The organism is Mesorhizobium sp. NZP2234, from assembly GCF_013170765.1.
Taxonomy (GTDB): Bacteria; Pseudomonadota; Alphaproteobacteria; order Rhizobiales; family Rhizobiaceae; genus Mesorhizobium; species Mesorhizobium loti_D.
Window position 1 is genome coordinate 4,343,909 of record NZ_CP033364.1, and the last position, 22,385, is coordinate 4,366,293.

Consider the following 22,385-nt stretch of genomic DNA (forward strand, 5'->3'; position numbering starts at 1 on the left):
GCGGCCTTGCTCAGAGACCCGTCGCGACGTCGATCGACTGGCCGTCGGCCAGCGTCACGATCGCCTTCTTGACGTCGCTCTGGCGGCCGATCGTGCCGCGGAAGCGCTTGATCTTGCCCTTGCGGACAAGCGTGTTCACGGCCATCACCTTGACGCCGAACAGCGCTTCGACGGCGGCCTTGATTTCCGGCTTCGACGCCTTCTTGGCGACGTTGAAGACGACCTGGTTCTGCTCGGAAGCCATGGTCGACTTTTCGGTGATCGCCGGGCTGACGATCACGTCGTAGTGACGAAGGTCGGTCATTTAAAGCGCTCCTCGAGAGCCTCGACGGCGGCCTTGGAAAGGACCAGCGTGCCGCGGCGCAGAATGTCGTAGACGTTGATGCCCTGGATGGGCAGCACGTCGATGTTGGGGATGTTGGTCGCGGCCAGCTTGAAGTTCTTGTCAAGCTCGGCACCACCGATCACCAGGGCATTGCTCAGGCCCAGCGTCGCGAAATTCGCGATCAGCGCCTTGGTCTTGGCCTCGGTCAGCTTCAGCTCGTCGATGACGATGATCGACGCGCTCTTGGCCTTGGCCGAGAGAGCATGCTTCAGGCCCAGAGCGCGCACCTTCTTCGGCAAATCGTGCTCGTGGCTGCGAACGACCGGGCCGTGGGCCTTGCCGCCGCCGCGGAACTGCGGAGCGCGTGCCGAATGGTGACGGGCGCGGCCCGTACCCTTCTGCTTGTACATCTTGGCGCCGGTGCGCGCGATTTCGGCGCGGCCCTTGGCCTTGTGCGTGCCCTGCTGCTTCTTGGCGAGCTGCCAGCGCACGACGCGCTGCAGGATGTCCTCGCGCGGATCAAGGCCGAAAATCTCCTCGGAGAGTTTCACCTTGCCGGCGTCCTTGCCGCCAAGCGTTGTGATCTTGAGATCCATTATTCCGCTCCCTCTGTGGCCGGAGCCTCGTTCTTAGCAACAGCGCGGATCGCGGCGGGCTTCGGCGCATTGGCCGGCAGTGCCACCTTGGCCGCATCGCGGACCAGGATCCAGGCGCCCTTCGATCCGGGAACCGCTCCGCGGATCAGGATCAGGCCGCGGTCGGCGTCGGTCGAGACGATCTCGACGTTCTGCGTGGTGACGCGGGTGTCGCCCATATGGCCGGCCATCTTCTTGCCCTTGAACACCTTGCCGGGGTCCTGGCGCTGGCCGGTCGAACCGTGCGTACGGTGCGAGACCGAGTTACCGTGCGTCGCGCGGCCACCACCCATGTGGTGGCGCTTGATGACGCCCTGGAAACCCTTGCCGATCGTCGTGCCCGTCACATCGACCTTCTGGCCGGCGACGAAGTGCTCGACGGTGATCTCGGCACCGACATCGATCATGTTGTCGGCGGAGACGCGGAACTCGGCGACCTTCGCCTTCGGCTCGACGGAAGCGGTCGCGAAATGGCCGCGCATCGCCTTCGACGTGTTCTTCACCTTGGCGAGGCCAACGCCGAGCTGAACGGCGGTGTAGCCATTCTTCTCCTGCGTGCGCTGCGCCACGACCTGGCAGTTCTCCATCTGGAGAACAGTGACGGGAACATGTTCCCCGGCATCGTTGTAGATGCGGGTCATTCCCACCTTCTTTGCAATCACACCTGAACGCATCGGTTCAATTCCTTTAGAGTTCCGGGCCAGGGGCACCGCCCCTTACCGCGCTCTCATTCCCTTAGAGCTTGATCTCGACGTCGACGCCGGCGGCCAGATCGAGCTTCATCAAAGCATCGACGGTCTGCGGGGTCGGATCGACGATGTCGAGCAGACGCTTGTGCGTGCGCATCTCGAACTGCTCGCGGCTCTTCTTGTCGACGTGAGGCGACCGGTTGACCGTGAACTTTTCGATCCGCGTCGGCAGCGGAATGGGGCCGCGGACGTTTGCGCCGGTGCGCTTGGCCGTCGACACGATTTCCTTCGTCGAGGCGTCGAGCACGCGGTGATCAAACGCCTTCAGGCGGATGCGGATATTCTGTCCGTTCATGCGTCACTTCCTTGTTCTGGCGCGGCGCGGGCAACTTCCGCGCCCGCGACAGATCGGTTTAAGTCCAAATTACTCTTTGATGGTGACGACGATGCCGGCACCGACGGTGCGGCCGCCTTCACGGATGGCGAAGCGCAGCTTCTCTTCCATGGCGATCGGCACGATCAGCTCGACATCGACCGTGATGTTGTCGCCAGGCATCACCATCTCGGTGCCGGCCGGCAGCGACACGATGCCGGTCACGTCGGTCGTGCGGAAGTAGAACTGCGGGCGGTAGTTGGTGAAGAACGGCGTGTGACGGCCACCTTCGTCCTTGGTCAGGATGTAGGCTTCGGCCACGAACTTCTTGTGCGGCTTCACCGTGCCCGGCTTGGCCAGAACCTGGCCGCGCTCGACACCTTCACGATCAACGCCGCGCAGCAGCGCGCCGATGTTGTCGCCAGCCTGGCCCTGATCGAGCAGCTTGCGGAACATTTCCACGCCCGTGCAGGTCGTCTTGGTCGTCGGACGGATGCCGATGATCTCGAGTTCCTCGCCAACCTTGACCACGCCGCGCTCGACGCGGCCGGTCACGACCGTGCCGCGGCCCGAGATCGAGAACACGTCCTCGATCGGCATCAGGAACGGCTTGTCGAGCGGACGAACCGGGGTCGGGATGTAGGCGTCGACCTGAGCCATCAGCTCGCGGATCGCGTCCTCGCCGATCGTCTTGTTCGAATCCTCAAGAGCGGCCAGCGCCGAACCCTTGACGATCGGAATGTCGTCGCCGGGGAATTCGTTCTTCGACAGAAGCTCGCGAACCTCGAGCTCGACCAGCTCGAGCAGCTCGGCGTCGTCGACCTGGTCGACCTTGTTCAGGAACACCACGATCGACGGCACGCCGACCTGACGGGCGAGCAGGATATGCTCGCGGGTCTGCGGCATCGGGCCGTCGGCGGCCGAAACGACCAGGATCGCGCCGTCCATCTGCGCGGCGCCGGTGATCATGTTCTTCACATAGTCGGCGTGGCCGGGGCAGTCGACATGGGCGTAGTGGCGGTTGGCCGTCTCGTATTCGACGTGGGCCGTCGAGATCGTGATGCCGCGCGCCTTCTCTTCCGGTGCCGCATCGATCTGGTCGTAGCGCTTGTACTCGCCAAAATACTTCGTGATCGCCGCCGTCAGCGACGTCTTGCCATGGTCAACGTGACCAATCGTGCCGATGTTCACATGAGGCTTAGTGCGCTCGAATTTACCTTTTGCCATGTGATGTCTCCATTTCCTGCTCGCCCATGCGGGCTTTGAATTGCGTTACCGCGGCAGCTCTTTCGAGTTACGCGTACTTTTTCTGGACTTCCTGGGCGACCGCGGTCGGGACCGGCTCGTAGTGATCAAACTGCATCGTGTAGGCCGCGCGGCCCTGGCTCATCGAGCGCAGGTTGTCGACGTACTTGAACATGTTGGCGAGCGGCACCATCGCGTTGATGACGACAGCCACGCCACGCGCTTCCTGGCCCTGGATCTGGCCACGACGGCCGTTCAGGTCGCCGATGACGCTGCCGACGTAGTCTTCCGGCGTCACGACTTCGACCTTCATGATCGGTTCGAGCAGCTGAACGCCAAGCTTGGGTGCGGCTTCACGGAAGCAGGCGCGGGACGCGATTTCGAAGGCCAGGACCGAGGAGTCGACGTCGTGGTAGGCGCCGTCGATCAGCGTCGCACGGACGCCGATCATCGGGAAGCCCGCGAACGGACCAGCGCCCATGACGCTCTGGATGCCCTTTTCGACACCCGGAATGTATTCCTTCGGCACGGCGCCGCCGACGATCTTGGACTCGAACACGAAGTCTTCGCCCTCTGTATTCGGCTCGAACACGACCTTCACGCGGGCGAACTGGCCGGTACCGCCGGTCTGCTTCTTGTGGGTGTAGTCCTGCTCGTGCTTGCGGGTGATCGTCTCGCGATAGGCCACCTGCGGAGCGCCGACATTGGCTTCGACCTTGAACTCGCGGCGCATGCGGTCGACGATGATGTCGAGGTGCAGTTCGCCCATGCCGGAGATGATGGTCTGGCCGCTTTCCTCGTCGGTCTTGACGCGGAAGGACGGGTCCTCGGCAGCCAGGCGGTGAAGGGCGAGGCCCATCTTTTCCTGGTCGTTCTTGGTCTTCGGCTCGATGGCGATCTGGATGACCGGATCGGGGAATTCCATGCGCTCGAGGATGACCGGGTGCAGCGGATCGCACAGCGTGTCGCCGGTGGTCGTATCCTTGAGGCCCGCCAGGGCTACGATGTCGCCGGCGAAAGCCTCCTCGACGTCGGCGCGCGAATTCGCATGCATCTGCAGCATGCGGCCGATGCGCTCCTTCTTGCCCTTGACGGTGTTGTCGACCGAGATGCCCTTGGTGAGCTTGCCCGAATAGATGCGGGCAAAGGTCAGCGAACCGACGAACGGGTCGTTCATGATCTTGAAGGCGAGCATCGAGAGCGGCTCGTCGTCGACCGCATGACGCTCGATCTCGGCGTCGGTCTTGGCATCGACACCCTTGATGGCGGGAACGTCGGCCGGCGACGGCAGGTATTCGACGACGGCGTCGAGCAGCGGCTGCACGCCCTTGTTCTTGAAGGCCGAGCCGCAGAACATCGGGAAGAACTTGACCGCGATCGTGCCCTTGCGGATCAGCGAACGGATCTCGTCATTCGACGGCATCTTGCCTTCGAGGTAGTTCTCGAGGGCCGTCTCGTCCATTTCGACGGCGGCTTCGATCATCTTCTCGCGGTATTCCTCGGCGCGGGCCTTGAGGTCGGCCGGGATCTCGACGATGTCCCAGGCAGCGCCCAGGGTCTCGTCGCGCCAGACAAGCGCGTTCATGTCGACGAGATCGACAACACCCTTGAACTCGGTCTCGGCGCCGATCGGCAGCTGCATGACGACAGCCTGCGCACCGAGGCGCGAACCAATCATCTCGACCGAGCGGTAGAAGTCGGCGCCGATCTTGTCCATCTTGTTACAGAAGATCATGCGCGGCACGCGGTACTTGTCGGCCTGGCGCCAGACGGTTTCCGTCTGCGGCTCGACACCGGCATTGGCGTCGAGCAGCGCGATGGCGCCGTCGAGCACGCGCAGCGAACGCTCGACCTCGATGGTGAAGTCAACGTGTCCGGGGGTGTCGATGATGTTGAAGCGACGCATCTTGCCGTCACGGCCCTTCCAGAAGGTCGTGGTGGCCGCGGACGTGATGGTGATGCCGCGTTCCTGCTCCTGCTCCATCCAGTCCATGGTGGCGGCGCCGTCGTGCACTTCGCCGATCTTGTGCGACTTGCCCGTGTAATAGAGGACGCGCTCGGTGGTCGTCGTCTTGCCGGCGTCAATATGCGCCATGATACCGAAATTGCGGTAGTCTTCGATTTTGTATTCGCGGGCCATCGTAGCTGCCTCTCAGTCCTGTTCGCGCTTTACCAGCGGTAGTGTGCGAAAGCGCGGTTGGCTTCAGCCATCTTGTGGGTGTCTTCACGCTTCTTGACGGCGGTGCCGCGGTTGTTGGCCGCGTCCATCAGCTCGCCCGAGAGGCGGTCGACCATGGTGGTCTCGTTGCGGTTGCGAGCAGCCGCGATCAGCCAACGGATGGCCAACGCCTGGCGGCGCTCGGGACGCACATCGACCGGGACCTGGTAGGTGGCGCCGCCGACGCGACGCGAACGCACTTCCACATGCGGCGCGACATTGTCGAGCGCCTGATGGAAGACGGTGACCGGCTCCTGCTTGGTCTTCGACTGGACCTGATCGAGCGCGCCGTAGACGATGGTCTCGGCGACCGACTTCTTGCCGTCATACATGACGGCGTTCATGAACTTGGTAACGATCAGATCGCCGAACTTCGGATCCGGATTGATCTCACGCTTTTCTGCACTGTGACGACGCGACATGGCTTTTGTCTCTCAATCTCGTAGCCCGACGCGTTGAAGCAGCGCCAGGGCCGGAAAATCTTACTTCGGACGCTTCGCGCCGTACTTCGAACGGCGCTGCTTGCGGTTCTTCACGCCCTGCGTGTCGAGCACGCCGCGGATGATGTGGTAGCGGACGCCCGGAAGATCCTTGACGCGGCCGCCGCGGATCATGACCACGGAGTGCTCCTGAAGGTTGTGACCTTCGCCGGGGATGTAACCGATCACCTCAAAACCATTGGTCAGGCGGATCTTGGCCACCTTGCGCAGCGCCGAGTTCGGCTTCTTCGGCGTCGTCGTGTAGACGCGCGTGCAGACGCCCCGCTTCTGCGGGTTCTGCTGCATGGCCGGGACCTTGTTGCGCTTCACCGGCGCAATGCGCGGCTTGCGGATCAGCTGGTTGACGGTAGGCATTAAACCCTCTTGTCTCTCAATTCCGTGTCTCGCCCGGTCAGGGCCGCTCAAAGCGTCATTTCCATACGCAAATTCGGGCCACAAACCGCGCCTCGCGGTCTTGCCCGAACAAATGGCAGAGGAAGCGGAAGCCGCTTCATGCACGCCGGAAATGTCTTTTCGCTCGTAAAACGAACCCTGTTTGAGGCAAACTCCAAAGCGTGTCGCTTCGGAAAGGAGAGCCTCACATCGGTTCTGACTGGGCGGCTTCTACTCGCAAGCCCGCGAAGCGTCAACCCCGCAACGGCAAATATTGCATTGAAGCCCTGGCTTGGCAGCCATGCGAAAACCGCATGTAATTTTCTTTCGCCAATTTGCAAGGACGAGGAAGAAAGTGCCAAGCCTTTGCCAAAGGGAATGGCTTTTGGCTTTTGCGCGACCCCGCTTCATGCGAAAAGCCGCCTGAGCAACTCAAAATCCCCTCGCCTGCCCTTTGCCAGGAGGAATCAGTCCGTGAACGATAACGAAGAACGGCCGGTCACCATCATTACCGGCCGGGTGTGGAAGCGCAAAGGCGGCAAAGCGGAAGGCGTGCACATCATGCTGGTCGCTCCCGATGACGATTCGGCGGTGCGCCGCGCTCTCGAATCGCTTGCCGCGGAAGGTTACGCGGAGGCCGAGCTCGACCAGATCGGCGACATGGAAGGCGTGCCCGATGACGAGCCGCATCTGTCGGCCTACCAGGGCGCGCTTGAAGGCGAAGTTTCGATCGTCACCTTCGACGCGCCGATCTGAGAATCAGGCGCGGACGCGGCTGAGTCGGCCGGACCGATTCTCCATCCACTGCAACTTGCCCAGCTGTCGCTCACGCCTGGAAAAATCTGCCCTTCCCATTCTGGAGCCCCCATGTCCTCGAACAGCAATCCCATCAAGATAGGCATCGTCGGTGTCGGCAAGATCGTGCGCGACCAGCACCTGCCGGCCCTGGCGAAGGACGAGAACTATCGTCTCGCCGCCGCGGCAAGCCGGCACGGCAAGGTCGACGGCGTCCCGAATTTTCCCACCATCGAGGCGATGCTCGACGCGGTACCGGAACTCCACGCCATCTCGCTCTGCATGCCACCGCAATTCCGTTACGATGCCGCGCGCACCGCGATCGAGGCGAAGAAGCATGTCTTCCTGGAAAAGCCGCCTGGCGCCACGGTCAGCGAGGTCGAGGACCTGAAGGCACTGGCGGCAGAGAACAGCGTCTCATTGTTCGCCAGCTGGCATTCACGCTATGCGCCGGCGGTTGAGGCCGCGCGCACCTTCCTCGGTTCGACCAGGATCAGGTCGGCCGCTATCAACTGGAAGGAAGATGTGCGCCGCTGGCATCCGAACCAGGAGTGGATCTGGCAGCCCGGCGGCTTTGGTGTCTTCGATCCCGGTATCAACGCGCTGTCGATCGCGACCTACATCCTGCCGGCAATGTTCATCAGCTCTGCGGTTCTCGATTTCCCCGAAAACCGTGCGGCCCCGGTCGCGGCGCAAGTGACCTTCCGCACCTCGAATGGATTGCCGGTGACGATGGACCTCGACTGGCTCCAAACAGGTCCACAAAGCTGGGACATCCTGGCCGATACCGACAAGGGCGCCATGGTGCTTTCGGGTGGTGGTTCCAAGCTCATCGTCGATGGCCATGTCGTGCATGATGAACCGGAAGCAGAGTACCCGATGCTCTACAAGCGCTTCGCCGAAATCGTGCGCGCGGGTATCTCCGACGTCGATCTCGCACCGCTGCAACATGTCGCCGACGCGTTCATGCTCGGCAAACGCAATGTGGTCGCGGCGTTTTTCGACTAGGCGGCGACAACGGAACGCCGCACCGCCTTCGTGCGGCGTTCACGGCTGAAGCAGTGGCGTGATCGCTCTCAGGGGATTGGCTGTCTCAATCCTTGATCCGGCAGCCAGCGCGCTTCACCATGTCGGCGACAATCAACGGCGTTGCCGGCGTTTCGGACCAGTTGCTCCGGCTGGGCGCGCCCGTCTCAAGGGCGGCGCGCACGCTCCCGGTATCCAGCCGGAGCGCGGTCTTGCAAGAGACCATATGCGAGCCGCCGATCGTATCGACGATCACACCGGCCGCTTCCCCGACCCCGGCGACATAAGCAACCAATGTCTGCTTCGCTATCGGGCTCGAGTCGACCCTGGCAATCATCTCCATGACCTGTGCGACAGAGACCTGCCCCATCGCGGTGGACGGAAGGGCAACGGCGGCAACGGGCAGTGCGAACGCCACCGTGGCGCCAATAGCCGCCACGGGAATCTGGTGTACGAAGGAACGCATTGAATTCTCCTGTCTGGAATGTCATCTTGACAGAGCGCATCATGACGCATAAATTTATTATTGTAAAATGATAATTGTTTTCTATTTTGCGAGACCTATCATGACCGACTTTACCGTGACGGTTCCAGCCTCCGACCCCAACCGCCTAGCGAGGTTGAACCGCATCCGGCTTTTCAGCCTCGCCCTGGCGAGAGGCTGCATTCTTCTGGCGGCGCTTCTGGCGGCCGGGCTTGTCTTCTATTGGTTTTCAGCATCCCCCAGTTCTATCGCGGCGGACGCGCTGATGCCGCCGGAATGGCTGGCAGGTCTGGGTATGGGGAGACGAGCCGCGGGATTTGCGATCTCATTCGTGCCCCTCGCATGCCTGATCGTGGCGCTGATGTCCGCAAGGCGCTGCTTTGATGCGTTCGCGGCCGGAAATTTCTTTGGCCGGGATGCGGTGAAGGGCCTGCGGGACTTTGCCCTAGGCCTGCTCGCATCCGCATTGCTGAAGCCATTTTCGGCGGCGGCGCTATCTGTCCTTCTGAGTTCAGACGCACCCGCGGGCCAGCATCGCCTGACCCTTGGCTTTGGCAGCGACACGATACTGGCGCTGTTGGCGGCCGGCATAATCGCCGTCATCGCCTGGGTGCTGGCCGAGGCGGCGGCCCTTGCCGACGAAAACGCGCAGTTCATCTGAGGAACCGTTCATGCCCATAAGGGTCAGGCTCAACGTCGTCCTAGCCGAACGCAATGTGAAGTCCAAGGATCTGGCCGAGCATGTCGGCATCACCGAGGCCAATCTCTCCCTGTTGAAGCAGGGAAAGGTCAAGGGCATCCGCTTCGACACGTTGGAGCGTATCTGCGAATATCTCGACTGCGAGCCAGGCGATCTGCTGCGGTTCGAGAAACCATCCAAATAAAGCAACAAAAAAGCCGCCGGGTTACCCCGACGGCCTCGTTGCCTGAGATTTCAAGGCGGCCGTTTCACCGAAACGACCGCCTTATATTTTTATTCTGACGCAGTTCCAGAAGAACGGTTTCTCCCGGATTGCGTTGCCGCCGCGCTTACTGCGCGGCGGTTGTCATATCGGCCAGCATCGGCTCGGCGACTTCCACACCGGAGGCCTTGCGGCGCTCGTCGATGATCAGTTCGTCGCGCGAGGTGGCGATGCGCCGGATCTGGCTCATCGTGCCGCCCGTACCGGCCGGGATCAGCCGGCCGACGATGACGTTTTCCTTCAAGCCCTGCAGCATGTCGGTCTTGCCGGCAACCGCGGCTTCCGTCAGCACTCTGGTCGTCTCCTGGAAGGAGGCGGCCGAGATGAAGGACGGCGTCTGCAGCGAGGCCTTGGTGATGCCGAGCAGCACCGGCTGGCCTTCGGCCGGCTTCTTGCCGTCCTCGATCAGACGCTCGTTGACCTCTTCCAGTTCGATCACGTCGACGTGGTCGCCCGGAATGTAGGTCGAGTCGCCCTGCGTGGTGATCTCGACCTTCTGCAGCATCTGGCGAACGATCACCTCGATGTGCTTGTCGTTGATCGACACGCCCTGCAGGCGGTAGACTTCCTGGATCTCGTTGACGAGGTAGGACGCAAGTGCCTCCACGCCCTTGATCGCCAGGATGTCGTGCGGCGCCGGATTGCCGTCGAGGATGTAGTCGCCCTTCTCGATGACGTCGCCGTCCTGGAGATGGAACGGCTTGCCCTTCGGGATCAGGTATTCGACCGGCTCCAGCGTCGAGTCATGCGGCTCGATGATGATGCGGCGCTTGTTCTTGTAATCGCGGCCGAAACGGATCGTGCCATCGATCTCGGCGATGATGGCGTGGTCCTTCGGACGACGTGCCTCGAACAGTTCGGCAACACGCGGCAGACCGCCGGTGATGTCCTTGGTCTTGGCGCTTTCCATCGGGATACGAGCCAGCACGTCGCCGGGACGAACCTGCGCGCCCGGCTCGACCGACAGAATGGCCTCGACCGAGAGCAGGAAGCGTGCATCGCCACCCTTCGACAGCTTGCCGACCTTGCCCTTGGCGTCCTGAACGACGATCGCCGGCTTCAGATCGTTGCCGCGCGGCGTCGAACGCCAGTCGATGACCTCACGCTTGGTGATGCCGGTCGACTCGTCGGCCGTTTCCTGGACGGAAATACCGTCGACCAGATCCTCGAACGCCACCTTGCCCTCGATTTCGGTGAGGATCGGGCGGGTATAGGGATCCCACTCGGCGATACGCTGACCACGCTTCACCTTGTCGCCATCGTCCACGAAGATACGCGAACCATAGGTGACACGGTGCGTGGCGCGCTCCTTGCCGGCTTCGTCGAGGATCAGCACCGCCATGTTGCGGCCCATGACCATCTGCTGGCCGTCGGAGTTGCGCACCACGTTGCGGTTGCGGATCTCGACCTTGCCCTCATAGGAGGCTTCAAGGAACGAGCTGTCCACCACCTGCGCGGTACCGCCCATGTGGAAGGTACGCATGGTGAGCTGGGTGCCCGGCTCGCCGATCGACTGCGCCGCGATGACGCCGACGGCTTCACCCTGGTTGACCGGGGTGCCGCGCGCCAGATCGCGTCCGTAGCAGACCGCGCACACGCCAACCCTGACCTCGCAGGTCAGTGCCGAGCGGATGCGGACCGACTGGACGCCGGCCTTTTCGATCTGCTCCACGTCGCGCTCGTCCATCAGCGTTCCGGCCTTGACCAGCAGGTCGCCGGTCACCGGATGGTTGATGTCGTCGAGCGCGGTGCGGCCCAGCACGCGCTGGCCGACCGAAGCAACGACCTGACCGGCATCGACGATCGGCTGCATGGTGAGGCCCTTGTCGGTGCCGCAATCCACGGAGTTGACGATGCAGTCCTGCGCCACGTCGACCAGACGGCGGGTGAGGTAACCCGAGTTCGCCGTCTTCAAGGCGGTGTCGGCCAGACCCTTGCGGGCGCCGTGGGTCGAGTTGAAGTACTCGAGCACGGTCAGGCCTTCCTTGAAGTTCGAGATGATCGGCGTCTCGATGATTTCACCCGACGGCTTGGCCATCAGGCCGCGCATGCCGGCAAGCTGACGCATCTGGGTGGGCGAGCCACGCGCACCGGAGTGCGACATCATGTAGATCGAGTTCATCGGCTTCTGACGGCCATTGTCCTCGAACTCGACCGCCTTGATGCGGGCCATCATCTCGTCGGCGACCTTTTCCGAGCACTTGGCCCAGGCATCGACGACCTTGTTGTACTTCTCGCCCTGCGTGATCAGGCCGTCATTGTACTGCTGCTCGTATTCCTTGGCCAAAGCCTCGGTGTCCGACACCAGCTTGATCTTGCTGTCCGGGATCAGCATGTCGTCCTTGCCGAACGAAATGCCGGCACGGCAGGCGTGAGCGAAACCGAGCGCCATGATGCGGTCGCAGAAAATGACCGTCTCCTTCTGACCGCAATGGCGGTAGACGGTGTCGATCATCTTGGAGATGTTCTTCTTGGTCATCTCCTGGTTGGCGGTCTCGTAAGGCACGTTGACGTTCTTCGGCAGAAGCTCGCCGATGATCATGCGGCCAGGCGTGGTGTCATGGATCTTCGACACGACCTTGCCTTCGGCGTCGACCGTGCGGAAGCGGCCCTTGATCTTGGCGTGCAGGGTCACCGCCTTGGTCTCGAGCGCATGCTGGAGTTCGCCCATATCGGCAAACACCATGCCTTCGCCCGGCTCGTTCTGGTTGACGATCGAGAGATAGTAGAGACCCAGAACCATGTCCTGCGACGGAACGATGATCGGCGCGCCGGAAGCCGGGTGCAGGATGTTGTTGGTCGACATCATCAGCACGCGGGCTTCAAGCTGCGCTTCCAGGGACAGCGGCACGTGAACGGCCATCTGGTCACCGTCGAAGTCGGCGTTGAAGGCCGTGCAAACCAGCGGATGCAGCTGGATCGCCTTGCCTTCGATCAGGATCGGCTCGAACGCCTGGATGCCGAGGCGGTGCAGCGTCGGCGCGCGGTTCAACAGCACCGGATGCTCGCGGATGACCTCGTCGAGGATATCCCAGACCTCCGGACGCTCCTTCTCGACCAGCTTCTTCGCCTGCTTGACCGTCGAGGAATAACCCTTGGCGTCAAGACGGGCGTAGATGAAGGGCTTGAACAGTTCGAGCGCCATCTTCTTCGGCAGGCCGCACTGGTGCAGCTTGAGTTCCGGACCGGTCACGATGACCGAGCGGCCGGAATAGTCGACGCGCTTGCCGAGCAGGTTCTGGCGGAACCGGCCCTGCTTGCCCTTGAGCATGTCGGACAGCGACTTCAGCGGACGCTTGTTGGCGCCGGTGATGACGCGGCCGCGACGACCGTTGTCGAACAGCGCGTCAACGGCTTCCTGCAGCATGCGCTTTTCATTGCGCACGATGATGCCGGGAGCGCGCAGCTCGATCAGCCGCTTCAGACGGTTGTTGCGGTTGATGACGCGGCGATAGAGGTCGTTCAGATCGGACGTGGCGAAACGGCCGCCGTCCAGCGGGACGAGCGGGCGAAGGTCCGGCGGGATCACCGGAACCACCTTCATGATCATCCATTCCGGACGGTTGCCGGATTCCATGAAGTTCTCGACGACCTTGAGCCGCTTCAGATACTTCTTCTGCTTGAGCTCGGACGTGGTCGAAGCCAGTTCCGAACGCAGGTCGCCGGCGATCTTCTCAAGGTCCATGCCGGCCAGGAGGTCATGAATGGCCTCGGCGCCGATCATGGCGGTGAAGGAATCCTCGCCATACTCGTCGACGGCGATCATGTACTCTTCCTCGCTGAGCAGCTGGTGCTCCTTCAGCGCGGTGAGGCCAGGCTCGGTGACGATGTAGTTCTCGAAGTAGAGGACGCGCTCGATATCCTTCAGCGTCATGTCGAGCAGCGTGCCGATACGCGAGGGCAGCGACTTCAGGAACCAGATATGGGCGACGGGAGCGGCGAGCTCGATATGGCCCATGCGCTCGCGACGGACGCGCGACAGCGTGACTTCGACGCCGCACTTCTCGCAGATGACGCCCTTGTACTTCATGCGCTTGTACTTGCCGCACAGGCACTCATAGTCCTTGATCGGGCCAAAAATGCGCGCGCAGAACAGACCGTCACGCTCCGGCTTGAAGGTGCGGTAGTTGATGGTCTCCGGCTTCTTGATCTCGCCGAACGACCAGGACAGAATCTTCTCAGGGCTGGCCAGTGATATCCGGATGGAATCGAACACCTGCGCAGGCGCCTGCGGATTGAAGAGATTCATGACCTCTTGGTTCATGCCGTTCTCCTTTTCGGGGTCCTCGAAAACCCCTTGCATCTAGTCGCGGGCCAAACGCCCGCCGCCTTTGTCGGCCACTGGCCGACGAATTGGTTGGCGCGCCACAACTTCGTGCGGCGCGCCGTAGCCTTACTCGGCCGCGTCGGGCAGCCGAACCGGGGCGTCGTCGAGCTTGGTGTTCTCCAGCTCGACATTGAGGCCAAGCGACCGCATTTCCTTGACGAGCACGTTGAAGCTCTCGGGAATGCCGGCCTCGAACGTGTCGTCGCCGCGCACGATCGCCTCGTAGACCTTGGTGCGGCCGGCGACGTCGTCCGACTTCACCGTCAGCATTTCCTGCAGCGTGTAGGCGGCGCCGTAGGCTTCCAGCGCCCAAACCTCCATTTCGCCGAAGCGCTGGCCACCGAACTGCGCCTTGCCGCCCAGCGGCTGCTGGGTGACGAGCGAGTACGGACCGATCGAACGCGCGTGGATCTTGTCGTCCACCAGGTGGTGAAGCTTGAGCATGTAGATATAGCCCATTGTCACCTTGCGATCGAACGGCTCGCCCGTGCGTCCGTCATAGAGCTGCGACTGACCGCTGGTGTGCAGGCCCGCCTGCTCCAGCATGATGTTGATGTCAGCCTCGTGCGCGCCGTCGAACACCGGGGTCGCGATCGAGACGCCGCGGCGCATCTGCTCGCTGAGGCGAACAATGCTCTCGTCGTCATACTCACGGATCGGCTCGTTGCGGTCATTGGCCGGCATGAAGCTTTCCAGCGTCTTGCGCAGCGGCTTGATGTCGCCGGCCGCCTTGTACGTGTCGATCAGCTCGCCGATCTTCTTGCCCATGCCCGCGCAAGCCCAGCCCAGATGCGTTTCCAGGATCTGGCCGACATTCATACGGCTCGGCACACCCAGCGGGTTGAGCACGATATCGGCATGCGTGCCGTCCTCGAGGAAAGGCATGTCCTCGACCGGAACGATGCGCGACACGACACCCTTGTTGCCGTGACGGCCGGCCATCTTGTCGCCCGGCTGCATCTTGCGCTTCACCGCCACGAAGACCTTGACCATCTTCATGACGCCCGGAGGCATTTCGTCGCCGCGCTGCACCTTCTCGACCTTGTCCATGAAGCGCTGCTCGAGCGCCTTCTTGGAGTCGTCGTACTGGCCACGCAGGGCTTCCAGTTCGCTCTGGAGCTTTTCATTCTCCACGGCAAACTGCCACCACTGCGAACGCGGATACTCGTCGAGCGTGTCCTTCGACAGCGTCGAGCCCTTCTTGAAGCCCTTCGGTCCGGCGATCGCTTCCTTGCCAACGAGCACGTCGGAAAGACGCGCATAGACGTTGCGGTCCAGGATGGCCTGCTCGTCGTCACGGTCCTTGGCGAGGCGTTCGATCTCCTCGCGCTCGATCGCCATGGCGCGCTCGTCCTTCTCCACACCGTGGCGATTGAACACGCGCACCTCGACGACGGTGCCGAAAGTGCCCGGAGGCATGCGCATCGATGTGTCACGCACGTCGGAAGCCTTTTCGCCGAAGATGGCGCGCAGAAGCTTCTCTTCCGGCGTCATCGGGCTTTCGCCCTTCGGCGTGATTTTGCCGACCAGGATGTCGCCCGGCTGCACTTCCGCGCCGATGTAGACGATGCCGGCTTCATCGAGGTTCTTCAGCGCTTCTTCCGAAACGTTCGGAATGTCGCGGGTGATTTCCTCCGGACCGAGCTTGGTATCGCGCGCCATGACCTCGAACTCCTCGATGTGGATCGAGGTGAAGACGTCGTCGGCGACGATGCGCTCGGAGAGCAGGATCGAGTCCTCGTAGTTATAGCCGTTCCACGGCATGAACGCGACCAGCACGTTGCGGCCGAGCGCCAGATCGCCGAGCTCCGTCGACGGACCGTCGGCGATGATGTCACCCTTGTTGACCCGATCACCCATACGCACCAGCGGACGCTGGTTGATGCAGGTGTTCTGGTTCGAGCGCTGGAACTTCATCAGCCGGTAGATATCGACGCCGGACTTGCCCGGATCGAGATCCTCGGTGGCGCGGATAACGATACGCGTCGCGTCCACCTGGTCGACGATGCCGCCGCGGCGGGCGCCGATGGCGGCGCCCGAGTCACGGGCGACGATCGGCTCCATGCCGGTGCCGACGAACGGCGCCTCGGCGCGCACCAGCGGCACGGCCTGACGCTGCATGTTCGAGCCCATCAGCGCGCGGTTGGCGTCGTCGTTCTCGAGGAACGGGATCAGGGCCGCGGCCACCGACACCATCTGCTTTGGCGAAACGTCCATAAGGTCGACGTTTTCGCGCGGCGCCATCATCACTTCGCCGGCACTGCGGCAAATGACGAACTCGTCGACGAAACCACCATTCTTGTCGAGCTCGGCATTGGCCTGCGCGACATGGTGCTTGGCTTCTTCCATCGCCGAGAGATAGACGACATCATTGGTCAGCTTGCCGTCGACGATCTTGCGGTACGGGCTCTCGATGAAACCGTACTTGTTGACGCGCGCGAAGGTGGCCAGCGAGTTGATCAGACCGATATTCGGGCCTTCCGGCGTCTCGATCGGGCAGATACGGCCGTAATGCGTCGGGTGCACGTCGCGCACCTCGAAGCCGGCGCGCTCGCGGGTCAGACCGCCCGGTCCAAGCGCCGACAGGCGGCGCTTGTGGGTGATCTCCGACAGCGGGTTGGTCTGGTCCATGAACTGCGACAGCTGCGAGGAACCGAAGAACTCGCGCACGGCGGCGGCGGCCGGCTTGGCGTTGATCAGGTCCTGCGGCATGACCGTGTCGATCTCGATCGAGGACATACGCTCCTTGATCGCGCGCTCCATGCGCAGCAGGCCGACGCGGTACTGGTTCTCCATCAGCTCGCCGACAGAACGCACGCGGCGGTTGCCGAGATTGTCGATGTCGTCGATCTCGCCCTTGCCGTCGCGCAGTTCGACCAGCGTCTTGACCACGGCCAAGATGTCTTCCTTGCGCAGAACGCGCACGGTGTCCTCAGCCTTGAGCTCGAGGCGCATGTTCATCTTGACGCGGCCGACAGCCGACAGATCATAGCGCTCGCTGTCGAAGAACAGCGAGTTGAACATGGCTTCGGCGGTCTCGAGCGTCGGCGGCTCGCCGGGGCGCATGACACGGTAGATGTCGAACAGCGCGTCCTGGCGGCTCTCGTTCTTGTCGACGGCGAGCGTGTTTCTGATATAGGCGCCGACATTGACGTGGTCGATGTCGAGGATCTTGATCTCCTGCTCGCCGGTGCCAAGCAGCACCTTGAGCGTCTTTTCGTCGATCTCGTCGCCGGCCTCGAGGAAGATCTCGCCGGTTGCGTAGTTGACGATGTCCTCGGCCAGATAGTTGCCGAGCAGATCCTCGTCGGTCGCCTTGATCGCCTTCAGACCCTTCTCGCCGAGCTGGCGCGCCTGACGTGCGGTGATCTTCTTGCCGGCTTCGACAACGACCTCGCCCGTATCAGCGTCGACCAGGTCGCCGACGGCCTTGAGGCCGCGGAAGCGCTCGACGTTGAACGGAATGCGCCAGTGGTCGCCGGCGCGCACATAGCTGATCTTGTTATAGAAGGTCGACAGGATCTCTTCGCCGTCCATGCCGAGCGCCATCAGCAGCGACGTCACCGGAATCTTGCGGCGGCGGTCGATGCGGGCGTGCACGACGTCCTTGGAATCGAACTCGATGTCGAGCCAGGAGCCGCGATAAGGAATGACGCGCGCGGCGAACAGAAGCTTGCCCGACGAGTGCGACTTGCCCTTGTCGTGGTCGAAGAAGACGCCCGGCGAACGGTGCATCTGCGAGACGATGACGCGCTCGGTGCCGTTGACGATGAAGGTGCCGTTCAAGGTCATGAGCGGCATGTCGCCCATGTAGACGTCCTGTTCCTTGATGTCCTTGATCGACTTGGCGCCGGTATCCTCGTCAATATCGAACACGATGAGGCGCAGCGTCACCTTCAGTGGCGCGGCATAGGTCAGGTCGCGCTGACGGCATTCGTCAACGTCGAATTTCGGTCCTTCGAACTCGTACTTCACGAACTCCAGCATCGAGGAGCCGGAAAAATCGGAGATCGGGAAGACCGACTTGAAAACAGCCTGCAGTCCCTCGTCCGGACGCCCGCCCTTGGGCTCGTCCACCATCAGGAATTGGTCATAGGATGCCTTCTGAACCTCGATCAGGTTCGGCATCTCCGCAACTTCCGGAATCTTTCCGAAGAACTTGCGTACGCGTCTGCGGCCATTGAAAGTCTGGGTCTGGGCCATCGTCGCTCCTTAGCTCTAAACTCGGGACGGACCTCGCCGCGGTCCGCCTTGCATACCGAGCCGCCTGGGCGGCGGCTCTCTGTCTGTTCTCCGTTCGCCTTTCGGCGGCCGGCTAAAACGGGAGAAAACCCGTTTCCTGAAGGCCGGTCGCGGCCCTCAGGAAAGAGGTTCTCGTACATCTCGCGCTACGCGTCCTCCCTCCAGGCGAAGGGAGTGGCGGACGGCGCGAGGCCGCCCGCCGCTTTTACGCTTACTTCAGGTCGACCTTGGCGCCGGCTGCTTCCAGCTGGGCCTTGAACTTGTCGGCGTCGGCCTTGGAAACGCCTTCCTTGACCGGCTTCGGAGCCGCTTCGACCAGATCCTTGGCTTCCTTGAGGCCAAGACCGGTGATGGCGCGGACTTCCTTGATGACGTTGATCTTCTGAGCGCCAGCGTCGGTGAGGACGACGTCGAATTCCGTCTTTTCCTCGGCCGGAGCAGCAGCAGCGGCAGCGCCGCCGGCAGCGGCAACCGCCACCGGAGCAGCAGCCGAAACGCCCCACTTTTCTTCCAGAAGCTTCGACAGCTCGGCCGCCTCGAGGACGGTCAGCTTCGAAAGGTCGTCTACGATCTTTGCGAGATCAGCCATTGTTGTATTCCTTCGTTAGGTTCGAACGTGTGTTTTTGATAGCGAGGAACGGCCTCATGCCGCCTCGTCCTTCCGGGCGTAAGCGCCGATGACGCGCGCGACCGAGGCCGCTGGCGCATTGACGATCTGGGCGATCCGGGTTGCCGGCGTGGCGATCATGCCAACCAGTCTGGCGCGCAGCTCATCGAGCGACGGAAGTGTGGCGAGTGCCTTCACACCGTCGGCGTTGAGCGAGGTGGTGCCCATCGCGCCGCCGAGAATGACAAGCTTGTCATTTCCCTTGGCGAAATCGGACGCGACCTTCGGCGCCGCAATCGGATCCTCCGAATAAGCAATCAGCGTCTGTCCCTTGAACAGATCGATGATCGATGCGGAGTCCGTGCCCTGAAGAGCGATTTTGGCGAGACGGTTCTTCGCGACTTTAACGGTGCCACCGGCAGCGCGCATTTTCGACCGAAGGTCGTTCATTTGCGCGACGGTGATACCGGCATAGTGGGCCACGACGACTGAACCTGCGTTTCCGAACGCTTCGTTCAGGCCCGTGACGAGTTCGCGTTTTTCCGCTCTGTCCACTGCCTATCTCCAGTTGACCCCTGCCCTGTTTCGAGGACAGGCGTCGGGTTGCCTTTTGCCGGCCGGGCCATCCAGTAACGGATCTCCCGAACGACGCTCGAGGATCCTGCCCCCTTTCGCCACACCGGCGGCAAGCCGACGATGCGCAGACAAAAGGCAAACACGGTTCGAACCTTTCATTGGAGCACTTGCTCCTTTGTCGGGTCTTCACCCGTCTCATGCAGGCCCACATGAATTAAGGCTTTTGGGCCGCCTGCAATCTCGGACAGGATGTCCGGAAGCCTTTCGACTTCCGGCACCGGGCCCAGGATAAATCCGGGGCCCGGAATTCAGTCTCGGATCGGCCTTTCAGCGGCCGATCCAAATTGTCTAATCAGGACGCAGCGAGCGTCGCGACGTCGAGCTTGAGGCCCGGGCCCATCGTCGAGGTGACCGACACCTTCTTGACGTAGTTGCCCTTGGCGCCAGCCGGCTTTGCCTTGGTCACCGCATCGGCGAAGGCACGGATGTTCTCTTCGAGCGCCTTGACGTCGAACGAGACCTTGCCGACGCCGGCATGAACGATGCCGGCCTTCTCGACACGGAACTCGACCGCGCCGCCCTTCGATGCCTTGACGGCGGCGGCGACGTCGGTGGTGACGGTGCCGACCTTCGGGTTCGGCATCATGCCGCGCGGGCCGAGCACCTTGCCGAGACGGCCGACCAGCGGCATCATGTCCGGCGTGGCGATGCAGCGATCGAAATCGATCGTGCCCTTCTGGACGATGTCGACCAGGTCTTCCGCGCCGACGATGTCGGCGCCGGCGGCCTTGGCTTCCTCTGCCTTGTCGCCACGGGCGAACACGGCGACACGAACCGAGCGACCGGTGCCGTTCGGCAGATTGACCACGCCGCGGACCATCTGGTCGGCATGGCGCGGGTCGACGCCGAGGTTCATGGCGACTTCGACGGTCTCGTCGAACTTGACCGAGGAACGGTCCTTGAGCAGCTTCAGCGCTTCACCCAGGGCATAAGCCTTGTTGGGATCAATGCCTTCGCGGGTCTTCGATACACGCTTTGCAATCTTTGCCATGATCTCAGCCCACCACTTCCAGACCCATCGAGCGGGCGGAGCCCTCGACCATGCGCATGGCCGCCTCGACGTCGTTTGCGTTCAGATCCTTCATCTTGGCGGTCGCGATTTCGCGCACCTTGTCGCGCGAAACGGTGCCAGCCTTGACCTTGCCCGGCTCCTTCGAGCCCGACTTCAGGTTCGCGGCCTTCTTCAGGAAGTAGCTCACCGGCGGCGTCTTCATGACGAAGGTGAACGACTTGTCCTGGTAGTAGGTGATGACGACCGGAACCGGCGATCCCTTTTCCATTTCCTGGGTCTGCGCGTTGAACGCCTTGCAGAACTCCATGATGTTAATGCCACGCTGACCAAGCGCCGGGCCGATCGGGGGCGACGGCGTAGCCGAACCCGCGGAAACCTGGAGCTTGAGCTGGCCTGCAATTTTCTTAGCCATCTCTTTTCCTGCCTTTGTCTATGCCGGCCCCACCATCAGGGAAAACACCGGCGGTTGCAGTCTGGTGGTGCGGTTCACGTGGCCGGCTAAAGCCACATTCGCCTCCCACCGTTCTCAGGCCGTGCGTTTCCGCACCGCCTCCCCCGATCGCCGAGCCGGCGTCGCCGGCTCAACATCGGGGATTTCGGCTCAGCCCTTTTCGACCTGTCCGAATTCCAGATCGACGGGCACGGCGCGCCCGAAGATCGAAACTTCCACCTTGAGCCGCGCCCGCTCCTCGTCCACTTCCTGGACGAAACCGTTGAACGACGCGAAAGGACCATCCGAAACGCGGATCGCCTCGCCGATCTCGAACGTGACCGACGGCTTCGGCCGCTCGACGCCTTCCTGCACCTGGTTCAGGATGCGCTGCGCTTCCGCCTCGGTGATCGGCACCGGCTTGGAGTCGCCAAGAAAGCCGGTGACCTTCGGCGTGTTCTTCACCAGGGAGAACACGGCATCGGTCAGGTTGGCCTTCAGGAGCACGTAGCCCGGGAAGAACTTGCGCTCGGCATCGACCTTGCGGCCACGACGAACCTCGACGACCTTTTCGGTCGGCACCACGATCTGCTCGATATCGGCGGACAAGCCCTTCTGCTTGGCCTTATTCTCGATGTCCTCGGCGACCTTCTTTTCAAAGTTCGAATAAGCGTGGACGATGTACCAGCGCGCAGCCATTTTTTTAGACTTCTCCGTATTCGCCGGACTTAGCGTCCAATGCCCAGAATCTGTTCGATCGCGAGGCCCATCAACTGATCGGCGCTGAAGAAAAAGATCATCGCAATCACAGCGAAGGCCAGAACCATCACCGTCGAGATCATCGTTTCGCGCCGCGACGGCCAAGTCACCTTGGCGGTCTCCGAGCGAACCTGCTGGAGAAAGACGAAAGGATTTGTGGTTTTCGAAGCCATATGCCGCCTGTCTTCAAGACCCGTTGGCCGGGCCTCCTGGATGATCCCGCTGGCCGGGACATGCCGCCTGAGCCCAGTCTCGCGCCGAATCAGCGCAATCATTTCGCCCATGCAAATCAGACGCGTAAAGCCGGCCTCCCAGCTCCACGCGTCGCGTGCCTGTTCCGTCTACATAAAACCGATTCTTGATCCACGCAAGTGGCAAGTGTCCGCTTTATGACCAAACGCCGCCTCGGAACCATCCAGTCGTTCCGTCCCGGCTATGGCGCCCTTATGCCCCAATCGGGCTAATATGGCAAGCGTGTCGCCGGTTTTCAAAGGCCGGTCCGCAGAAATATGGTTCTTGATGGCCATTTAGAGAATGGGAGGAGTAGCGGGGTTGAACCTACGACCCGCGATTCTTCAGGCCGATTGTCCTTACTGCATCGCGTGCCCCCGGTGCACATTCGGTATTCGACGAGGAAAATTGGATCAACGGCTGGGCGGAATGTCTTGGGGCCTTTTACAGAGGTCGGCTTGACGCAGTTCGGCGGAGCTCGACCCGCCTCGCCCAATCGCCACCCTCGGAACCATTG

21 protein-coding genes are annotated in these 22,385 nt (G+C 62.2%); 4 read left to right on the forward strand and 17 right to left on the reverse strand.

Annotated features, from left to right (window positions below; all coding sequences use genetic code 11):
• Nucleotides 1-10: 10 nt before the first annotated feature.
• From EB230_RS21400 to rpsL, 8 genes are all read right to left on the reverse strand, one after another.
• Complete coding sequence (locus tag EB230_RS21400; protein ID WP_010909275.1) at nucleotides 11-304, reverse strand: 50S ribosomal protein L23; 294 nt, start codon at nucleotides 302-304, stop codon at nucleotides 11-13.
• Nucleotides 301-921 carry a 50S ribosomal protein L4 gene (gene rplD, locus EB230_RS21405; protein WP_019857964.1) on the reverse strand — a complete coding sequence of 207 codons (621 nt, stop codon included), beginning with the start codon at nucleotides 919-921 and terminating at the stop codon, nucleotides 301-303. The genes EB230_RS21400 and rplD overlap by 4 nt, the downstream gene beginning before the upstream one ends.
• Nucleotides 921-1,634 carry a 50S ribosomal protein L3 gene (rplC, locus tag EB230_RS21410; protein ID WP_056568062.1) on the reverse strand — a complete coding sequence of 238 codons (714 nt, stop codon included), beginning with the start codon at nucleotides 1,632-1,634 and terminating at the stop codon, nucleotides 921-923. The genes rplD and rplC overlap by 1 nt, the downstream gene beginning before the upstream one ends.
• Nucleotides 1,635-1,695: 61 nt before the next feature.
• Nucleotides 1,696-2,004 carry a 30S ribosomal protein S10 gene (rpsJ, locus tag EB230_RS21415; RefSeq protein ID WP_010909272.1) on the reverse strand — a complete coding sequence of 103 codons (309 nt, stop codon included), beginning with the start codon at nucleotides 2,002-2,004 and terminating at the stop codon, nucleotides 1,696-1,698.
• A 69-nt stretch (nucleotides 2,005-2,073) separates the two neighbouring features.
• Nucleotides 2,074-3,249, reverse strand: coding sequence for an elongation factor Tu (tuf, locus tag EB230_RS21420; protein ID WP_010909256.1), 1,176 nt, complete (start codon nucleotides 3,247-3,249; stop codon nucleotides 2,074-2,076).
• Between the two features lie 67 nt (nucleotides 3,250-3,316).
• Complete coding sequence (gene fusA / locus EB230_RS21425; protein WP_056568340.1) at nucleotides 3,317-5,407, reverse strand: elongation factor G; 2,091 nt, start codon at nucleotides 5,405-5,407, stop codon at nucleotides 3,317-3,319.
• A gap of 29 nt (nucleotides 5,408-5,436) precedes the next feature.
• Nucleotides 5,437-5,907, reverse strand: a complete 471-nt coding sequence (rpsG, locus tag EB230_RS21430; RefSeq protein WP_008875664.1) for a 30S ribosomal protein S7 — start codon at nucleotides 5,905-5,907, stop codon at nucleotides 5,437-5,439.
• Between the two features lie 60 nt (nucleotides 5,908-5,967).
• On the reverse strand, nucleotides 5,968-6,339 hold the full coding sequence (gene rpsL / locus EB230_RS21435; protein WP_006333356.1) for a 30S ribosomal protein S12: 372 nt from the start codon (nucleotides 6,337-6,339) through the stop codon (nucleotides 5,968-5,970).
• Between the two features lie 492 nt (nucleotides 6,340-6,831).
• Between rpsL and EB230_RS21440 the strand changes: the two genes are divergently transcribed.
• Both EB230_RS21440 and EB230_RS21445 read left to right on the forward strand, forming a co-directional pair.
• Nucleotides 6,832-7,113, forward strand: coding sequence for a hypothetical protein (locus tag EB230_RS21440; RefSeq protein ID WP_056568343.1), 282 nt, complete (start codon nucleotides 6,832-6,834; stop codon nucleotides 7,111-7,113).
• A 111-nt stretch (nucleotides 7,114-7,224) separates the two neighbouring features.
• Nucleotides 7,225-8,160, forward strand: coding sequence for a Gfo/Idh/MocA family oxidoreductase (locus EB230_RS21445; RefSeq protein ID WP_172373918.1), 936 nt, complete (start codon nucleotides 7,225-7,227; stop codon nucleotides 8,158-8,160).
• An 85-nt stretch (nucleotides 8,161-8,245) separates the two neighbouring features.
• On the opposite strand, the gene EB230_RS21450 is transcribed toward EB230_RS21445, so the two are convergent.
• Nucleotides 8,246-8,644 (reverse strand): hypothetical protein, encoded by a 399-nt coding sequence (locus tag EB230_RS21450; RefSeq protein WP_056568349.1) that lies wholly within the window; start codon nucleotides 8,642-8,644, stop codon nucleotides 8,246-8,248.
• Between the two features lie 100 nt (nucleotides 8,645-8,744).
• On the opposite strand from EB230_RS21450, the gene EB230_RS21455 reads away from it, so the two are divergent.
• Both EB230_RS21455 and EB230_RS21460 read left to right on the forward strand, forming a co-directional pair.
• Nucleotides 8,745-9,323, forward strand: coding sequence for a DUF2975 domain-containing protein (locus EB230_RS21455; protein WP_172373919.1), 579 nt, complete (start codon nucleotides 8,745-8,747; stop codon nucleotides 9,321-9,323).
• 10 nt (nucleotides 9,324-9,333) lie between these two features.
• Nucleotides 9,334-9,546, forward strand: coding sequence for a helix-turn-helix transcriptional regulator (locus EB230_RS21460; RefSeq protein ID WP_172373920.1), 213 nt, complete (start codon nucleotides 9,334-9,336; stop codon nucleotides 9,544-9,546).
• 145 nt (nucleotides 9,547-9,691) lie between these two features.
• Here the strand turns inward: EB230_RS21460 and rpoC are convergent, their stop codons facing one another.
• From rpoC to secE, 8 genes are all read right to left on the reverse strand, one after another.
• Nucleotides 9,692-13,888 (reverse strand): DNA-directed RNA polymerase subunit beta', encoded by a 4,197-nt coding sequence (gene rpoC, locus EB230_RS21465; protein ID WP_056568394.1) that lies wholly within the window; start codon nucleotides 13,886-13,888, stop codon nucleotides 9,692-9,694.
• A gap of 129 nt (nucleotides 13,889-14,017) precedes the next feature.
• Entirely contained in the window at nucleotides 14,018-18,154 is a 4,137-nt protein-coding gene (gene rpoB, locus EB230_RS21470) for a DNA-directed RNA polymerase subunit beta (RefSeq protein ID WP_056568373.1), read from the reverse strand.
• 250 nt (nucleotides 18,155-18,404) lie between these two features.
• A complete protein-coding gene (gene rplL / locus EB230_RS21475; RefSeq protein ID WP_010909265.1) occupies nucleotides 18,405-18,782 on the reverse strand; it encodes a 50S ribosomal protein L7/L12 in 378 nt (125 codons plus the stop codon).
• A 54-nt stretch (nucleotides 18,783-18,836) separates the two neighbouring features.
• Complete coding sequence (gene rplJ / locus EB230_RS21480; RefSeq protein WP_019857958.1) at nucleotides 18,837-19,355, reverse strand: 50S ribosomal protein L10; 519 nt, start codon at nucleotides 19,353-19,355, stop codon at nucleotides 18,837-18,839.
• Between the two features lie 373 nt (nucleotides 19,356-19,728).
• Nucleotides 19,729-20,427, reverse strand: coding sequence for a 50S ribosomal protein L1 (rplA, locus tag EB230_RS21485; RefSeq protein WP_056568375.1), 699 nt, complete (start codon nucleotides 20,425-20,427; stop codon nucleotides 19,729-19,731).
• A gap of 4 nt (nucleotides 20,428-20,431) precedes the next feature.
• Nucleotides 20,432-20,860, reverse strand: coding sequence for a 50S ribosomal protein L11 (gene rplK, locus EB230_RS21490; protein WP_010909262.1), 429 nt, complete (start codon nucleotides 20,858-20,860; stop codon nucleotides 20,432-20,434).
• A 189-nt stretch (nucleotides 20,861-21,049) separates the two neighbouring features.
• On the reverse strand, nucleotides 21,050-21,577 hold the full coding sequence (gene nusG / locus EB230_RS21495) for a transcription termination/antitermination protein NusG (protein WP_010909261.1): 528 nt from the start codon (nucleotides 21,575-21,577) through the stop codon (nucleotides 21,050-21,052).
• A gap of 29 nt (nucleotides 21,578-21,606) precedes the next feature.
• Nucleotides 21,607-21,810: a preprotein translocase subunit SecE gene (secE, locus tag EB230_RS21500; protein ID WP_010909260.1), complete on the reverse strand. Its 204-nt coding sequence runs from the start codon at nucleotides 21,808-21,810 to the stop codon at nucleotides 21,607-21,609.
• Nucleotides 21,811-22,385: the final 575 nt, after the last annotated feature.

What these genes read in the sequence shown, in the direction of transcription:
- fusA (WP_056568340.1), bottom strand. Translation starts at nt 5,407, where the DNA reads ATGGCCCGCGAATACAAAATCGAAGACTACCGCAATTTCGGTATCATG.
- EB230_RS21450 (WP_056568349.1), bottom strand. Translation starts at nt 8,644, where the DNA reads ATGCGTTCCTTCGTACACCAGATTCCCGTGGCGGCTATTGGCGCCACG.
- EB230_RS21445 (WP_172373918.1), top strand. Translation starts at nt 7,225, where the DNA reads ATGTCCTCGAACAGCAATCCCATCAAGATAGGCATCGTCGGTGTCGGC.
- EB230_RS21460 (WP_172373920.1), top strand. Translation starts at nt 9,334, where the DNA reads ATGCCCATAAGGGTCAGGCTCAACGTCGTCCTAGCCGAACGCAATGTG.
- rplK (WP_010909262.1), bottom strand. Translation starts at nt 20,860, where the DNA reads ATGGCTAAGAAAATTGCAGGCCAGCTCAAGCTCCAGGTTTCCGCGGGT.
- rplC (WP_056568062.1), bottom strand. Translation starts at nt 1,634, where the DNA reads ATGCGTTCAGGTGTGATTGCAAAGAAGGTGGGAATGACCCGCATCTAC.
- rpoB (WP_056568373.1), bottom strand. Translation starts at nt 18,154, where the DNA reads ATGGCCCAGACCCAGACTTTCAATGGCCGCAGACGCGTACGCAAGTTC.
- rplA (WP_056568375.1), bottom strand. Translation starts at nt 20,427, where the DNA reads ATGGCAAAGATTGCAAAGCGTGTATCGAAGACCCGCGAAGGCATTGAT.
- EB230_RS21400 (WP_010909275.1), bottom strand. Translation starts at nt 304, where the DNA reads ATGACCGACCTTCGTCACTACGACGTGATCGTCAGCCCGGCGATCACC.
- rpoC (WP_056568394.1), bottom strand. Translation starts at nt 13,888, where the DNA reads ATGAACCAAGAGGTCATGAATCTCTTCAATCCGCAGGCGCCTGCGCAG.
- secE (WP_010909260.1), bottom strand. Translation starts at nt 21,810, where the DNA reads ATGGCTTCGAAAACCACAAATCCTTTCGTCTTTCTCCAGCAGGTTCGC.
- rpsJ (WP_010909272.1), bottom strand. Translation starts at nt 2,004, where the DNA reads ATGAACGGACAGAATATCCGCATCCGCCTGAAGGCGTTTGATCACCGC.
- rpsL (WP_006333356.1), bottom strand. Translation starts at nt 6,339, where the DNA reads ATGCCTACCGTCAACCAGCTGATCCGCAAGCCGCGCATTGCGCCGGTG.
- EB230_RS21455 (WP_172373919.1), top strand. Translation starts at nt 8,745, where the DNA reads ATGACCGACTTTACCGTGACGGTTCCAGCCTCCGACCCCAACCGCCTA.
- rpsG (WP_008875664.1), bottom strand. Translation starts at nt 5,907, where the DNA reads ATGTCGCGTCGTCACAGTGCAGAAAAGCGTGAGATCAATCCGGATCCG.
- tuf (WP_010909256.1), bottom strand. Translation starts at nt 3,249, where the DNA reads ATGGCAAAAGGTAAATTCGAGCGCACTAAGCCTCATGTGAACATCGGC.
- rplD (WP_019857964.1), bottom strand. Translation starts at nt 921, where the DNA reads ATGGATCTCAAGATCACAACGCTTGGCGGCAAGGACGCCGGCAAGGTG.
- nusG (WP_010909261.1), bottom strand. Translation starts at nt 21,577, where the DNA reads ATGGCTGCGCGCTGGTACATCGTCCACGCTTATTCGAACTTTGAAAAG.
- rplL (WP_010909265.1), bottom strand. Translation starts at nt 18,782, where the DNA reads ATGGCTGATCTCGCAAAGATCGTAGACGACCTTTCGAAGCTGACCGTC.